Raw genomic sequence first — 15,193 nt, forward strand, 5'->3', positions numbered from 1 at the left:
CATGAAGTTTAAAATATTGGGCTTAGCCATAGCTATAACTGGTATGACCATAACAGCCATGGCGCAAAAGCAAGCAGTCACCGTTGTAAAATCCGATAAAGACCGGAAAGTAGATATCCTGATCGGCGGCAAGCCTTTCACTACATTTATGTATCCTGATACGCTGGAGAAACCAGTACTGTATCCCCTGCATGCAGCTAACGGTACGGTGGTTACCCGCGGCTTCCCGCTAAATCCTAAAGCCGGCGACCCAACCGATCACCCGCACCATATCGGCATCTGGTTTAATTTCGAGAATTTGAACGGATTGGACTTTTGGAATAACAGCTATGCCATACCGGCGGCTAAAAAAAGCCAGTATGGGTGGATCCGTACAGATAAGATCCTTGAAGCAAAAGGCGGCCAAACAGGAACCCTGGCTTATCATGCCAACTGGACTAACCAGGCCAAGGATGTGATATTGGAGGAAACCACCCGTTTTGAGTTTAGTGGTGATGCCCACCAGCGCATTATTGACCGGGTGACTACCCTCAAAGCAGATATGGATGCCGTTTTTAATGATGCGAAAGACGGTATGCTGGGCCTGCGCTTAGCGCACGAATTGCAAATGCCCACCAAGCAGGACCAAAAGTTTACCGATGATAAAGGTATTGTAACCATAGTAAAAGGTGGTACGGATAATGTTGCCAATGGTAACTACTTAACCAGCGCCGGCAAAACCGGGGACGACGCCTGGAGCACCCGTGGCGTATGGTGCAAGGTATACGGTAAAATGGGCGCCGATTCGGTTAGCATAGCTATTATCGATCATCCTAAAAACCCTAATTATCCTACCTTCTGGCATGCACGCGGCTATGGCCTGTTCGCTGCCAATCCACTGGGCGAAAAGATCTTTACCAACGGTAAATCAGCCAAAAATCTGACCTTGAAAAAAGGCGAGTCGGTAACCTTCAGGTATCGCGTGGTGATCAGCAATGGCACAGAAACCCTAAGCGCACCAAAGCTGAATGCTATGGCTGAGGTGTATGGGAAGAAGTAGAAGAGAAAATTGAATTAACAGAAAAGCCACCGAAGGGTGGCTTTTCTGTTTAATGTCATGCCGAACTTGTTTCGGTATCCCACTTGCAAGGTGAAATGCAAGGTCGCACTAATCATATAGGGTGCCGAAACAAGTTCGGCATGATCGTGTCAAATCTCAATCCTCCTCCGTATACTTCTTAAAACTATCCAATATCGCTTGCCAGCCGCCGCGCTGCATTTCAATTGGGTTTTGGGTTTCGGGGTCGAAGGTTTCGGTTACTGTGGTGCTGTTGCCTAAATCTTCAAAGGTTACCTTCACCTGGCGGCCGTCGGCCATGGCATAGGCCATCAGTTTGTTTTCCTGTACTTCGCTGTAAACGCCTTCAAAATCAAAGCTAAAGCTACCGTCTTTCGCGGCCATAGTGGTTTTAAATTTGCCGCCGGTGCGTGGGTCATTATCAGCATAAGGCGCATGCCAGTCGGGCGATGCCTGGCACCATTTGGTAATGTGTTCGGGTTGGTTCCAGTAAGCCCAAACTTTAGCTATGGGTGCATTTACGGTTGCTGATACTGTAATAGCGGTGGTGTTTGCTGTTTCCATTTTTTTGTTTTTAATTGATTATAGTTTTGATAATGTAAAGTTAGCACACTATCTAAAACCCTGTGATGGGTAAATGCGACAATTGTGGGGCGTAATTTACAAGCCAAAATCCATCTGTCTATTTTCAAATCATTTTGGGCTTATTGTTGTTTATCTACCAGTAAATTAAAGATATATGCCCATAAGTACGCAGCTTGCCTGGTTGTTTTTGTTAGCCATCCCCATAGCCTGTGTGGCATGGACGGTTACCCACGAGGAAGTTTTTAGGGAAATACGCGAGTATTGCATTAAACGCTGTCACAAAGGTAAAACCATTGCCGAGCGAAAATTCTTTTACCTGTTTACCTGCGAGTATTGCTTTAGCCATTACGTTACCGTGGCATTTTTATTCCTCACTAATTTTCATTTATTATTAGATGATTGGCGGGGTTATGTTATTGCCGGTTTTGCTTTGGTATGGATAGCTAATATATATATGAGTGTGTATGGCCTTATCCGCCAGTTTATTGTTATAGAAAAAGCTGAGGCGGAGATATTAAATGAAAAATCTGAAAACGATGGCTGATATAAACTAATAGTTAAACATAAAAAAAATTGGTATCAGATTGATTTTCAAGACATGTAATTATTTGACAATCAATTTGTTAATTTTTTAAAAATGCGATTATGTTAACTTTGGTTAACTTTCTTTCAGGTTAAATCAGCGTGTTTATGGAGTTAATACCATCTCGGATAAAAATTAAAAAACCATCCTAAATGGATGGCTTTTGATATAAAAGGTATAGAGTGGTGCGTTTATGGTTTAGCTGCCGGATCCACTTCCAGGCGGATCACATCGTAACAGATACCGTTGGCTACACCGCCGGCAGGGATAGTAAGCACAATATTATTCTGACCTGCTTTCAGCAATGAAGCGTCGAAGTTAAAGTCGCGCTCAACCCAGGTGCCCTCAATGCCATCGCGGATCATGCTGGCGCCGCCGCCGCTAATATCAGTGAAAGGGCCAACATCTTTACCGTTAACCGATATGCCTAACGAGCGTGCACCCGAACCAGCTATGCCAAAACGCAGCGTAGCCTTGCCCGTAGTTGGCCCGTTAGCCGGCATGGTAAAGTTAATGGTCCACGGAGTGGCACGGCCCTGGTCGCGGCCATCTTCTTTAAAATCGGTATCATGTGGAACGTGGTAGATATACCAATCCTTAGCCGGGTTTGATTTGCCTACGGTGAAGTTAACATCGTTAGGGAAAAACTTAGCGTACTCAATATACATGCCCCAATGCCAGTGGTCATCGCCCTTGTAAAATTCTTTGGCCGACCGGTTAGGGATCCCCACCTGGAAGATCTGCTGACCGTAATGCACCGGCTTCCACTCAATAGTGCCCAGGTCAATCTTTTGGCCGGGGATAATGGTGATGGTTGCGGTAGCATCATAAGCGCCTAAAACCCCGTCGGCAACGGCATGCAGCTGGTAAGTACCCGGGCGAACGTTAGGGATGGTAAAGCTGCCATCGGCAGCACCGTTAGTCCAAAACTCGTAATGCTTGGCATCGTTTTGCCAGGTAACCGCCTGCGGCTGGAAAGCAAAGGCCGGGCGGGCGGCACCACCTGCCGGACGTGGCGGCAAATAAGTACCACGGTTAGCGCGCTTGCCGTTGGGTAATAGTTTGGGCGTATCGGTAGGCGGGGCAGGTGGTGGTGGCGGCGGTGTTACCGGCGCCGGTGTTTCGGCCCTTGCGGGGCGGGGTATACGGGGTACAGGCGCCTGATCGGGGAAGGATAAACCCACCTGCAGGGTGGTGAATTTACTGATGGTAGCTTGCGGGTCTACCAGTTTTATTTTGCCTTTAACGGTAGCACGTTCGGCTGCTGGGGTATAATCCACGCCTTTTACCCAACTGTAAGGCCAGCGGGCCTGCTCGGCTTTGGCTTGTTTTTTAGCATCGGTAAACAGTGCTTTCGGGTCGTTACCTGTGGGCACGTAGATAAAGATGGGGCCAACTACTTTGGTCCAGTACTCGTTGGCGGCAAAGTTCAGTTCGCTGCCGCCGTAGTGGGTACCGCGCCAGTAATCCAGCAGGGTAGGGTCGCCGCCATCGCCATCGTCCAGGTGACCGGTCAGCTCGTAATGGTTAGGGCCGCTGGACAGGTACTCGAACGATGGGTTGATCAGGTACAAACCCACCTTTTCGGTAGTGGACGACCAGCCGAAGGCCGGGATGAGCGATTGCTTGGCCGAATAATCATACTTATGCTCGGCGCGGCCTTTGTAAGGGCCGGTGGTGAGGCGGCGGGCCTCCTTCATGTTCAGGTCGGTTGCCTCGTCCCAGTCTTTACCCGTAGGCATCAGGAAGTTGCGCTCATCATCTATCGACATCCAGTTAAACACGTTGCCGGCCAGCTTAAAGCCAAAGCGCGACTCGCCAACCGAACCCGCCGGGTAAGTATCCTGGTGGGTGAAAATAGCGTAGGTATACAAGCCATGCGCGCCCCGCTCCAGGGTATAGCGGATCTCCAGGTCGGCAATCAGGCCGCCGCCTTGTCCGGCTGCTGTTGGATTAGGCCCCAGGATAGATTTACCATCCGAAAAACCTTTAACCGACACCTCGCCGCGGTCGCCGTTTACGGTTTTAGGGTCGATGGTGATTGCCGTTACCTCGCGGGCGGCAAGGGCAGGGCTTTGCTCCCAATACCCGGCATGGTGGCCCGAAAGGTAGCCCATCAGCTCTACATTAGGCGTGGTGGTTTTAGGCGTTTTTACCGAGGTAAGGTCGCCCGTGCGCTTGTTTACCTTAACGGTTAGGTAGCCGTTAGAGAGGGTGAAGGTAGCCCCATCATCAGTAACCGTAACCGGCGGATCAGCCGGCGCGCCGGCCCGTTTAGGCCCCGGCCCTAAAATAAACGAGGATAAAGCGACAACCGCCGCCAATAACATCAGTTTGTACTTGTGCTGCATAATAGGATATTTATTAAACCGGCATAGCCGGATGGGTATAATTTGGTTTACAGAAATAAATGTAAACAGCCCGTTTTAATTTGGCATCCTGTAGTGTGCAGGTGAGATGATATTGTTACAATAGGGGTATTGCGGGGACAGGCTACCCAGTTTCCCCCTTCAGGGGCTTAGGTGAAGCGTTACAACTACCATTTGTCATTGCGAGGAGCAGCGAGGGATTGTGGAATAGGGCGACGTGGCAATCTCGTAGTTTGCTTTGATTACTACGAGATTGCCACGCTATGCTACCATGAAGTGTTTGTTTTAGTTTCCCGACAGCAAAGGAGCTTCCGGGCGAAAGCGGGCAGAACAATGGCGGCCTGTGCGGCAGGAGGGCATCAGCGTTTTGCAGAAGCGAAGGTAAGTGGGTGCGACAGCGGGGCAAATAAGCGTAGCCGTGGTTCTGCCCGTTTTGCAGGGTAAAGGCCATGTGCGGCAAAGGAAGCATTTTTGCTGTCTTGAATTTTGCTACTTTTTTTCAAGAAAAAGTAGAAGGCCGCTGCGGCTATAAGCAGACTGACTTTCATAGCGCCCACTTACCTGCCTATGGGATTGCCACGCTATCGCTCGCAATGACAAAATCTATACCTCCCTAAAACTTATACCGCACAAAAGCTTCCATGGCTTCATATTCGGCTAAGCCCAGTTCATCGTAATGGTGGGCGGTTTCGCGGTTGCGGTCTTCGGCGCGTACCCAAAACTCGCGCGCGTCATCACCGGGGAACACGGGCCTGTCTTTTTGCGATTGGTGCTTAAATATGGCGTTCCGCTTGCGGATAACTTCCTGCGGGGATAGGGGTACGGCCATCTCAATTTCGTAGGTGGCAAACTCGTGCCAGGCGCCGCGGTACATCCACAGCCAGCAATCCTTCACCCAATCCTCGGTTTTCTTCAACCGTTCTAAAGCCGCCAGGATAATCTTGAAGCAAACAATGTGCGTACCGTGTGGGTCGGCAAAATCGCCGGCGGCAAAGATCTGGTGCGGTTTTACTTGTTGCAGCAGTTCAACCGTTAAGCGGATATCCTCTTCGCCAACCGAGTTCTTTTTGGTTTTACCGGTCTCGTAAAAAGGCAGAGCCATAAAGTGGATATGATCGTCCTGTAAACCCGCATAGCGTGCGCCGCTGATGGCTTCAGATTTACGGATAAAGCCTTTCACATCACGGATCTCGGGCGTATCTACCTGGTTAGGCTGCTTGCTATCGATAAACTTGCGCATCTCCTCATAGATCTTTTTCAGATGAGCATTATCCTCGCCAATGCTGGCGTTAAAGTCGATAGCAAACTCCATATACCGGAGCACATCATCATCCCAAACGGCCGTATTGCCCGATGTTTGATAGGCCACATGCACATCATGCCCCTGATCAACCAAGCGGATAAAGGTACCGCCCATGGATATCACATCATCATCAGGGTGGGGCGAGAATACGATAGACCGCTTTTTAGCCGGTTCGGCACGCTCGGGGCGCTGACTGTCATCGGCGCCGGGTTTACCGCCGGGCCAACCGGTAATGGTATGCTGTATCTGGTTAAAAATATCAATATTGATGTTGTATACCGGGCCCTGCTCAACAGCTAATTGCGCCATGCCGTGGGTGTTATAATCTTCTTCGGTTAGCTTCAGGATAGGCTTTTTTAGTTCGGTGGCCAGCCATATCACAGCCTTCTTTTTCAGCAGATTATCCCAAACGCAATCCTTTACCAGCCAGGGGGTATCAAAGCGGGTCAGGTCGCTTGCGGCATCCTCATCCAGCACAAACTCCACGTGGTCGCTTAATTGCAGGTAAGTAGCCGGTACCTCGCCCGAGATCTCACCTTCGATAGCTTTTTTAATGATGGGCGCTTTCTTTTTGCTCCAGGCCATCAGGATAATTTCGCGGGCCTTAAATATGGTACCTACGCCCATGGTAATGGCTTTGGTAGGCACGTTTGCCTTACCGCCAAAATCGCGGGCGGCATCGGCGCGGGTAAGGTCATCCAAAGTAACCAGGCGGGTACCAGAGTTAGGCGCCGATCCCGGCTCGTTAAAACCGATGTGCCCGGTACGGCCTATACCCAGTATTTGCAGGTCTAAACCACCAAGGGCCTCTATTTGCTTTTCGTATTCCAGGCACCATTCGGCTACATCATCCGCGGCAAGCGTACCATCGGGGATGTGTACATTAGCCTTGTCAATATCAATATGGCTGAACAGGTTCTCGTACATAAAGGTAACGTAGCTTTGGGCAGCGTCGGGCTTCATGGGGTAGTACTCGTCCAGGTTAAAGGTAATTACGTTTTTAAAGCTCAGTCCTTCCTCTTTATGCAGGCGCACCAATTCGTTATAAACACCAATGGGGGTTACGCCGGTTGCCAGGCCTAAAACGGCTTTTTCATGGGCTTCCTGTTTTTTGCGGATCACCTCGGCAATGCGGCTGGCTACTTTAATTGATGCAACGTGCTGATCGGGGTATACGGTTACCGCGAGTTTTTCGTAACGTGTTTCCTCTAATAGATTTAATCTGGGCATAGGATGTTTTGTTCAATTAACCACGGAGTTCACGGAGAGAGAAACACAAAGGACACAGAGCCTGCTCAAATACTTATTTAAACTCTGTGCACGCTGTGAACCCTCAGTGCGCGCTGTGGTTAAATCATTATTATAATAGATGACGGAGCGGCAAATATATCAGTTAGTACTCAAACAATTGATATTAATTTACAGATTAACGCAGGGTATGGTATATTTAGCTTTTTAACAAACCTGCTTTGAACCGTAACCTGCAGCATTTATTTAATATCGCCCAAAAGCCCGAACGCCTGGCTATCGGCCTGATGTCGGGCACCTCGCTTGATGGGCTGGATATTGCCCTGTGCCGCTTTAGCGGGAACGGCATGGCAACTCAATTTAGTTTACTGGAATTTATCACCATCCCTTACGGGGATGATTTTAAAAGCGAGGTGCAGCAGTTGTTCGCTAAAAAAACAGTCGACCTGGAAAAGCTGACGCTGATGAACGCCTATATAGGCAGCTTCCATGCAGCGTTAATATTGCAGGCCCTAAATCAATGGCATGTTAAACCGGCCGATGTGGATTTTATAGCCAGTCACGGCCAAACCATTTACCATGCGCCACAGCGTTTGCACAATCAACCTAATTACCCCAATGCTACCCTGCAAATTGGCGATGGGGATCATATTGCCGTTAAAACAGGGATTTTAACCATCAGCGATTTCCGCCAGAAACATATTGCCGCCGGCGGCGAGGGTGCACCGCTGGCTTTATACGGCGATGTGATCTTCGGCAGCAAACCCGGCGAGAACCGTGTGCTGCTCAATATCGGCGGCATAGCCAACCTTACCTGGTTACCGGGCAATGGTAATAGCAACGAGGTTATTTGCTGCGATACAGGTCCCGGTAATACATTGATAGATGCCGCCTGCCGTAAATACTTTAACAGGCCTTATGATGAGGATTCAAAAATAGCCTTATCGGGAAAGGTGAACGGGGCCCTGCTGAAAGCGTTATTGGATAACCCCTTCTTTAAAGCCAAAGCACCCAAAACCACCGGACCGGAATTGTTTAGCCTGGACTATTTAGCACAGGCACAGGAGAGATCGGGCACTATAGACTTAACCCCAAATGATATTATTGCTACCCTCAGCGCGTTCACCGTTCAAAGCATTGTCGGTTTTATCCGGGATAACGGCATGCAAACCGCCAGGCGCATATTGGTAAGCGGCGGCGGTGCCAGAAATGTTTTTGTGGTTGATGGATTAACCAAAGCGCTTGCCCCGGCTATCATTAACGATACGGATTATTTAGGCATTAATCCCGATGCTAAGGAGGCTATCCTGTTTGCCCTGTTGGGTAACGAGGCACTGGTTGGCGAGCCGTTAATAATAGGGAATAACCCGGCGGTGCTGATGGGGAAAATTAGTTTTGCAACCTGAAATTTGTCATTGCGAGCGATAGCGTGGCAATCTCGTAGTACGTTTGCATACTACGAGATTGCCACGTCGCCCCATAGCACATTTCCCCGCTGCTCCTCGCAATGACAATCTTATTTATTACGAAAACGCCACCCCGCCGTTAATATCCACATTGGCGCCACTGATAAAGCTGCTTTCGCTGCTGGCTAAAAACACCACCAGGTCGGCTACTTCACCGGCCTGTCCTTCGCGTTTTAGGGGGGTAGCATTGGCTACGTTTGCACGGATCTCGGGTTTGGTAAAAGTATCGTGGAACGAAGTGGCTATCATGCCCGGGGCCACCGCATTTACGCGGATGTTTTTAGGACCAAGCTCTTTAGCCAGTGCACGGGTATAGGTCATTACCGCGCCTTTGGCAGTTGCATAGGCACTGGCGCCACCGCCGCCGCCATCGCGCCCGGCAAGCGACGAGAAGTTGACGATTGCCGAACCCGCAGGCATAAACGGTATCACAGCCTTACAAGCCAGAAATACCGATTTTACGTTAAGCGCCATTACAAAGTCCCAAAAATCGCCATCCATTTCGGCGGTGGGTTTGCGGGCAACTAAGCCGCCGGCTACATTCACCAACAGGTGGATCTCATTACCGAAAGCATCACGCGCTTCCTGCACCATCGTTTCCACATCCTGGTCTTTGGTCATATCCGCGTAAGCGATAATCCCTTCGCCGCCGGCATCTTTTACCAGGTTTAAAGTTTCCAGCGCCTGCTGCTCGTTACCGCGGTAATTGATCACCACTTTGGCGCCTTCCTGTGCTAATTTTACGCATACTGCGCGACCAATATCACGGCTGCCGCCGGTTACTATCGCTACTTTATTTTTTAATCGCATATTGATTTTTTATTTGATCTGATTTGTTTTTGAATAAATGAATTGGATACACAGCCAGCTAACCGGCACCAGTAAAGCGCCCAATACAAAAAAGGAAGTATAGCTGGTTTTGGTTAATACAGGCACCATCCAGGTGGTAATTAAGGTACCAAGCACAGCGGCCGTGCCACCCATGCCGGCTACAGTCCCCACATTTTTGCCGCTGTAATAGTCGGATGGGAGGGTTTGCAGATTGTTGATCAGGAACTGGAAGCCGAAGAGTGTAATGCTAATGAGGCCCATGGCCAGTCCGGGGTTATCCTTTAACCTATCGAGATAGATAACAATACCCGCCAGCGATACCAGCATCAGCGCGCAGCCAATACCGACGGCCAGTTTGCGGGCCTTCACCGGGTCTTTACCTTTGCGAATGAGTTTAGATGAATAGAAACCACCTAACAAACCGCCCATAGCGGCAAACAGGTAAGGCACCCAGGTAAACGCACCGATCTGCTTAATATCGAACAGAAACTGCTCCTTTAAAAAAGTAGGCAGCCAGGTAACAAACAGCCACCAAACCGGGTCGATAAAAAAGCGGCTCAGGATAATACCCCAGGTATTGCGGAATTGCAGCAATTGTTTCCAGGTGTAGGCAGTTTCGGTTCTTACCTCGGTTGTGATAGGTTTGGATAGGATATGCGCGCGTTCTGGTTCGGTCAGCCAGGGGTGTTTATCGGGTGTGTTTTTGTTAATGATCAACCAGGGGATGATCCACAGCAAACCTAACACGGCTATACAGGCAAAGGTCAGTTTCCAGCCTAAGGCTACAAACAGCAGTGCAATAACCGGTGCCGCCACTACCGAACCCAGCGATGCCCCCGCGCCAAATATACCCTGTGCAATGGCCCGCTCCTTTGCCGGGAACCATTCAGCATTGCTTTTAGTGGCGCCCGGCCAGTTACCCGCTTCGCTAAAACCCAGCAAAAACCGGAAGATATTAAAAGATGCGATGCCCCGCGCCAAAGCATGCAACGCGATAGAAATACTCCACAACGAGATCGAGAACACCATGCCCAACCGGGTACCAATGCTATCCATAATTTTACCCATGGCGGTTTGACCGATGGCGTAAGCGATCATAAAAAAGGTGGTAATCAGCGCCAGTGTGCTTTTATTGTCCGCATCGGCAATGCCAAACTCCTTATAAATATAGGGCCACATAATGTTAATGGCGCTACGGTCAATATAGTTGATCACAGTGGCCAACCCAATTAAACCGATGATATACCAGCGCAGGCCCTTCACTTTCATATCCCCACTTCTTTTAGGAATTTCACCACGGCTTTATCCACATCGGCGTTTTGCTCTTTGGTCCATTTGCCATGGCCGCCGCCCTCAACAGTGATAAACTCTGTTTTTACGCCCATTTCCATCAGCTTTTTATGCAGATCGACAGATTGCTGGTAAGGCACTACAACATCCGCATTGCCATGGGCCACAAATGTCGGCGGACTGTTCTTGTTAACATAGGTCATAGGCGAAACCGTTTTGGCAAAATCCGCATTGTTGTTTGTTCCCAGCCAGTTAGTCACCGATTTGCTTTTGATAACCCCGTTGCCCCAATCCCAAACATCGCTGATAGCGTATTTGGAGATAATGGCTGCTACTTTAATATTATCCACACCCGGGCAATTAGTATCAAAGCGGTGATCGTTCATTAACAAGCCACCCATCAAGGCCAGGTGTGCACCGGCTGATGTGCCCGATATGATGATCTTGTTTACATCGATATTCAGCGCTTTGGCATTTTTGATCAGGTAAATGAGCATGCAACGGGTGTCCTCAACCGCGGCAGGCGCTTTGCCCACCTGCATCAGGCGGTATTCCATATTGGCTACAGCGTAACCCAGTTTAAAATACAGCGAGAAGCCCCCCTGTGTTTCCTTATCGCCATGGTTCCAGCCGCCACCATGGATGTTAATAACAACCGGAGTGGGCTTACCGGTGTTTGCAGGCAGGTACAGGTCTGTACGGCCATCCCAGTTGCCAACTTTGGTGTATACAACATTCAGTTGGGCTGTATAGCCACGGGGTAAGGGTACTACTTTTACCGTTTTAGGCGTGTCTATTGCCGTTGTTGTTTGTGCGTAAACGTTGATGCCCATCATCAGCGTTAGCAGTGTTATGATTGTTTTTTTCATGGTTGGATATTGGTTTAATAAAATGTCATTTCGAACGATAGTGAGAAATCTTATACGACATGCTTATCGCGCGTATAAGATTTTTTCGCTCGCTAAAGCCTAACACCGCCCGCTCAAGAAAGTGTTCTCTTTCGCACCCCTGCGCTCAGTCCCTCTCCGGCTCTATCGAAATGACATACTTTTTTTGGTATGGGAGGGGTACCTACAAAAACTCCTCTCTATGCGGACTAAACGCGTCTATCAGCATCCCGGCTTCGGTGCAGGTTACGCCGTGGACTATGTGCGGTGGTACGTAATAGCCATCACCTTTGCGGATGGTTTTGGTTTCGTCGCCAATGGTCATCTCAAACACGCCGCTATCTACATACGTTACCTGCGAGTGCATGTGGCTATGCAGCGGACCAACGCCGCCGGCCACAAATTTGGCCTTCACCAGCATCACTTTATCATCGTAACCAAATATCTGGCGTTGGCAGCCGTTGCCTACGTCTTCCCATTTTACGTCCTGTTCAAACTGAAAAATACTGCTCTGTATCATATTAATTGATCTGTATAAAATTGTTTTTATTGTTATAGTTAATGGTAATTTGATATGCCTTTTGCTTTACCCGGAAACCGATAACGGTTTGCCCTCCATCATCCTTCAATATTTTTAAGCCGCTTACGCTGCTGGCCGCGCCGGTGGTAGTTTCGGCAGTTGGGTCGGTGCTGCCATGTGTTTCGGTAACGGTAACAAAGGTTTGATTGTTGCTTTTTGGTTTAGACAGGATAAAGGCTTTTTCTTCTGTGCGTAAATTCATATTCGGGTCGTTAGCGCCCAGGGTAACATATTTTACCTGCATGGCCGAATCGGCAGCGATGTGTACGGTATAAAAGCGCAGGTTATTCAGGATGGTGATATGGTCATCGCCATTGTGTAAATTGCTTTGGTTGTTTAGCCATAAGTGCTGATAGCCATCCTTTTTGCCCAGCGCTTTTAATCCGTTGGTAACGGTGTTTATTTTAAAGGACTGATCGGTAATATGACCCTGGTACCAGAACGGCAAATCGTACTGATGATCTTTATCAGATAGGCCGCGCATCACATCTATCAGCAGGTCCTTATCCAGTCCAGCCACTTTAAACAGGATGGAGGTGCGCTGCATTTTAATGCCGTCATAAGCATGGTTATCTTCCGCGCTTACCACTTGTAAACTTGCCGTATTAGCAAAATGCAGCAGTTGTGGATGATACTTCTCGGCGTTCTTCAATTCTCCGCTATATTGCGATGTTTCATCAACCACTAATGTGTTGTGTGCCACTGTTTGCTTGGCCCAGGTTTTGTTTTCGGGCAGGTAATCGCCGCCCGATTTAGTTTCGATATTGAGGAAACGTGCCGAGCCATAATCCGAAAATACTTCGCCGCCGTTATCGTAATAGAGCAGGTTCAGCCTGTCAAAGTGCCCATGCCCCATGCCTTGCGAAGCCGCCTTTACCAATATACATTGCTGATCGGTATTCGGCCCGCTGCGCAGGATGCCCAGACCGCCTTCGTCGCCCTTGTTACCATCGCTTAGCCAAACCGAGCGGTACTGAAAGGGTCGTGCTTTTCCTGCTGCTACATCTTTAGCTACCTGCAAACCTGCATCGGATACCATTACGCGCTTTTGCTGTTTGGCTACATCCAGCAGGTCGGCTTCGGGTTTAATATCCGCGTAAGCGATGTCTACGCCGTAAACTAACTCCTCCGACTGAAAAGTTTTATCCTTCATGGCATCATTAATCGGGAAGAAAGCGCCGTTGGTATAAGTGCTTTGCAGCGATGCATCGATGGCTTTACTCAGGATGCCATTATGATACTGGAAAATGTGCATTTGCGGCTGATTTTGCTGGATAGCTTTGGCAAACAGCACAAAAGGCAGCATGGCATAACGCTGGTAATACGGCCCCTCGGTATAATAGCCATCGGGCGAGAATAATTGATCCAGTTGGATCAGGAAGCCGGATTTACCGTCCTTGTTCGATCCTTTCAGCGCCATCTGTACATAATCGGGTTTGTTGATCACGTAGCCCGTCATGCCCACGGCGGCCAAACACCAGGTGCCGTGGTTATGGATCAGATCGAAAGTCTCCTTGCATTCGTTGGTGAAATAATGGAGCACCGGCACAAACAGGTGCTGCTCAATAGTAGCGCGGTCGGCTGCGGGAATGGCATCATGCACCAGATCATACGCCTGTATGGTGTATACCTGCCACACAAAATCATTAAGGCATTGCCAAAAGATCTTACCCGGGATCTGGTTACTTTTCTTTTTGGGGTGCTGCGGCCAGCTCTCGTATTGGGCGGCATATTTCAGCAGCATGGTCTTTACATAATCGGCATATTTTTGCTGACCGGTTACCTGGTAAGCCAGTCCGCAGGCTACCATGGTTTGGTAGTTTTGCTTGTGCTGCTCGTGCGTATAACCGCCCGCACCATCTTTAGGTACGGGGACTTCTATGGGTTTACTCAGCGCTTTATCGGCTTGTAGTTTAACCGTTTGAAAAGACGATTTTAACAATGGGTATTGTACTACACCCTTACGCACCGCCGCTATGTTGGCCTTGGTAAGCATCAGGTTAGGGTGCTGTTGCGCCAAAGTTTGTAAAGCTGTACTTAAAGCCAGCGCCGCTACTATTATTTTTTTTAAACCCATCTTTATTTTCTGTCGATTATTTGCGCGGCGGCATAGCCGGTTTTGCTGAGTTGTAAAATCTCGTCAAGGTGTGTAGCCATGGCGCTTTCGGCGGCTTTAACGTCCTGCCGGTCTATCGCTTTCAGGATGGCCCTATGCTCATCAGCGGCGCGGTAGCCACGGTCGGCCCCGCAAATTTTATTTTCTACAATGTTCTTAATCAAGTCGGGGATCAGCACCATCATCATCGATTCTATCACCGGGTTTTTAGCGGCGGCAGCTATCTTCAGATGAAAAAGCATGTCTTCCTCTACAGCATCGGTGTTGTTTACCACTTTGGCCTCGTAATCAACCAATGCAGCTTGCAGGGTAATCAGGTCATCGGCAGTGCGGCGCTCCGCGGCCAGGCGCACAGCGCTTAACTCTAAATAGTAACGGGCCTCTATCAGCGCGTTAAAATCATCTTTATGGAATTTAACAATATCGCTGATGAGGTTATCCAGCACCTTTATGCTTAAGCCCGATACATAGGTACCGCTTTGAGGCGATGTTTTCAGCAAGCCGTAAAACTCCAGTTTTAAAATACCCTCGCGCACATAACTGCGGCCTACACCAAAGCGCTCGGCCAAAATACGCTCGGCTGGCAGGCGGTCGCCGGGTTTTAATTGTCCCGAAGTAATCAAATGCCTGATCTGGTTGATGATCTGATCAACCGGACTTTCCACTTTGATGGCCTGAAATGTTTTAGTAAGATGATCTTCCATAATTGGTTAACCAAAAATTGGTTGACCAAATGTAATGATAAGTGAGAGATGTGCAAATGTTTTTTTATTTTTTTGACTCATCGTGAAAATGAAAGAATGAACCTCGGGGAAGGCGATGGTGATACCTGCGTAATGCGGATTGTCTTACCTCAATCCCCCATGTATGCTATTCCC

At 48.9% G+C, this 15,193-nt stretch carries 13 protein-coding genes; 3 read left to right on the forward strand and 10 right to left on the reverse strand.

The window, feature by feature from the left end:
- Position 1: 1 nt before the first annotated feature.
- The gene (locus AC07M6_RS14575) at positions 2-1,039 is read left to right on the forward strand and encodes a DUF6807 domain-containing protein (protein ID WP_494890592.1); all 1,038 of its coding nucleotides are present in this window, start codon (positions 2-4) and stop codon (positions 1,037-1,039) included.
- Between the two features lie 156 nt (positions 1,040-1,195).
- On the opposite strand, the gene AC07M6_RS14580 is transcribed toward AC07M6_RS14575, so the two are convergent.
- Positions 1,196-1,621: an SRPBCC family protein gene (locus AC07M6_RS14580; RefSeq protein WP_494890594.1), complete on the reverse strand. Its 426-nt coding sequence runs from the start codon at positions 1,619-1,621 to the stop codon at positions 1,196-1,198.
- Between the two features lie 175 nt (positions 1,622-1,796).
- Here AC07M6_RS14580 and AC07M6_RS14585 point away from each other — a divergent pair, with 175 nt between their 5' ends.
- Positions 1,797-2,186: a hypothetical protein gene (locus tag AC07M6_RS14585; protein WP_494890596.1), complete on the forward strand. Its 390-nt coding sequence runs from the start codon at positions 1,797-1,799 to the stop codon at positions 2,184-2,186.
- A gap of 230 nt (positions 2,187-2,416) precedes the next feature.
- Here AC07M6_RS14585 and AC07M6_RS14590 read toward each other — a convergent pair whose 3' ends face one another.
- From AC07M6_RS14590 to nagB, 3 genes are all read right to left on the reverse strand, one after another.
- Entirely contained in the window at positions 2,417-4,576 is a 2,160-nt protein-coding gene (locus tag AC07M6_RS14590; RefSeq protein ID WP_494890598.1) for a polysaccharide lyase family protein, read from the reverse strand.
- Between the two features lie 377 nt (positions 4,577-4,953).
- Positions 4,954-5,142 carry a hypothetical protein gene (locus AC07M6_RS14595; RefSeq protein ID WP_494890600.1) on the reverse strand — a complete coding sequence of 63 codons (189 nt, stop codon included), beginning with the start codon at positions 5,140-5,142 and terminating at the stop codon, positions 4,954-4,956.
- Positions 5,143-5,207: 65 nt separating this feature from the next.
- Entirely contained in the window at positions 5,208-7,127 is a 1,920-nt protein-coding gene (nagB, locus tag AC07M6_RS14600) for a glucosamine-6-phosphate deaminase (RefSeq protein WP_494890602.1), read from the reverse strand.
- Between the two features lie 239 nt (positions 7,128-7,366).
- Between nagB and AC07M6_RS14605 the strand changes: the two genes are divergently transcribed.
- Entirely contained in the window at positions 7,367-8,551 is a 1,185-nt protein-coding gene (locus AC07M6_RS14605; RefSeq protein WP_494890604.1) for an anhydro-N-acetylmuramic acid kinase, read from the forward strand.
- A 117-nt stretch (positions 8,552-8,668) separates the two neighbouring features.
- Here AC07M6_RS14605 and AC07M6_RS14610 read toward each other — a convergent pair whose 3' ends face one another.
- The 6 genes from AC07M6_RS14610 to AC07M6_RS14635 form a co-directional block, all read right to left on the reverse strand.
- Positions 8,669-9,421 carry an SDR family NAD(P)-dependent oxidoreductase gene (locus tag AC07M6_RS14610; RefSeq protein ID WP_494890606.1) on the reverse strand — a complete coding sequence of 251 codons (753 nt, stop codon included), beginning with the start codon at positions 9,419-9,421 and terminating at the stop codon, positions 8,669-8,671.
- A gap of 9 nt (positions 9,422-9,430) precedes the next feature.
- Positions 9,431-10,711, reverse strand: a complete 1,281-nt coding sequence (locus AC07M6_RS14615; RefSeq protein WP_494890608.1) for an MFS transporter — start codon at positions 10,709-10,711, stop codon at positions 9,431-9,433.
- Positions 10,708-11,601 carry an alpha/beta hydrolase fold domain-containing protein gene (locus tag AC07M6_RS14620; protein WP_494890610.1) on the reverse strand — a complete coding sequence of 298 codons (894 nt, stop codon included), beginning with the start codon at positions 11,599-11,601 and terminating at the stop codon, positions 10,708-10,710. The genes AC07M6_RS14615 and AC07M6_RS14620 overlap by 4 nt, the downstream gene beginning before the upstream one ends.
- 202 nt (positions 11,602-11,803) lie before the next feature.
- Positions 11,804-12,139: a cupin domain-containing protein gene (locus tag AC07M6_RS14625; RefSeq protein ID WP_494890612.1), complete on the reverse strand. Its 336-nt coding sequence runs from the start codon at positions 12,137-12,139 to the stop codon at positions 11,804-11,806.
- Between the two features lies 1 nt (position 12,140).
- Complete coding sequence (locus AC07M6_RS14630) at positions 12,141-14,276, reverse strand: alginate lyase family protein (protein ID WP_494890614.1); 2,136 nt, start codon at positions 14,274-14,276, stop codon at positions 12,141-12,143.
- Positions 14,277-14,278: 2 nt separating this feature from the next.
- A complete protein-coding gene (locus AC07M6_RS14635; RefSeq protein WP_494890616.1) occupies positions 14,279-15,019 on the reverse strand; it encodes a FadR/GntR family transcriptional regulator in 741 nt (246 codons plus the stop codon).
- Between the last annotated feature and the right edge of the window lie 174 nt (positions 15,020-15,193).

Source organism: Mucilaginibacter sp. GW821-FHT07H05, assembly GCF_059418485.1.

Coding starts and splice junctions, on each gene's coding strand:
- AC07M6_RS14575 (WP_494890592.1), top strand. CDS start 2: ATGAAGTTTAAAATATTGGGCTTAGCCATAGCTATAACTGGTATGACC.
- AC07M6_RS14580 (WP_494890594.1), bottom strand. CDS start 1,621: ATGGAAACAGCAAACACCACCGCTATTACAGTATCAGCAACCGTAAAT.
- AC07M6_RS14585 (WP_494890596.1), top strand. CDS start 1,797: ATGCCCATAAGTACGCAGCTTGCCTGGTTGTTTTTGTTAGCCATCCCC.
- AC07M6_RS14590 (WP_494890598.1), bottom strand. CDS start 4,576: ATGCAGCACAAGTACAAACTGATGTTATTGGCGGCGGTTGTCGCTTTA.
- AC07M6_RS14595 (WP_494890600.1), bottom strand. CDS start 5,142: ATGAAAGTCAGTCTGCTTATAGCCGCAGCGGCCTTCTACTTTTTCTTG.
- nagB (WP_494890602.1), bottom strand. CDS start 7,127: ATGCCCAGATTAAATCTATTAGAGGAAACACGTTACGAAAAACTCGCG.
- AC07M6_RS14610 (WP_494890606.1), bottom strand. CDS start 9,421: ATGCGATTAAAAAATAAAGTAGCGATAGTAACCGGCGGCAGCCGTGAT.
- AC07M6_RS14615 (WP_494890608.1), bottom strand. CDS start 10,711: ATGAAAGTGAAGGGCCTGCGCTGGTATATCATCGGTTTAATTGGGTTG.
- AC07M6_RS14620 (WP_494890610.1), bottom strand. CDS start 11,601: ATGAAAAAAACAATCATAACACTGCTAACGCTGATGATGGGCATCAAC.
- AC07M6_RS14625 (WP_494890612.1), bottom strand. CDS start 12,139: ATGATACAGAGCAGTATTTTTCAGTTTGAACAGGACGTAAAATGGGAA.
- AC07M6_RS14630 (WP_494890614.1), bottom strand. CDS start 14,276: ATGGGTTTAAAAAAAATAATAGTAGCGGCGCTGGCTTTAAGTACAGCT.
- AC07M6_RS14635 (WP_494890616.1), bottom strand. CDS start 15,019: ATGGAAGATCATCTTACTAAAACATTTCAGGCCATCAAAGTGGAAAGT.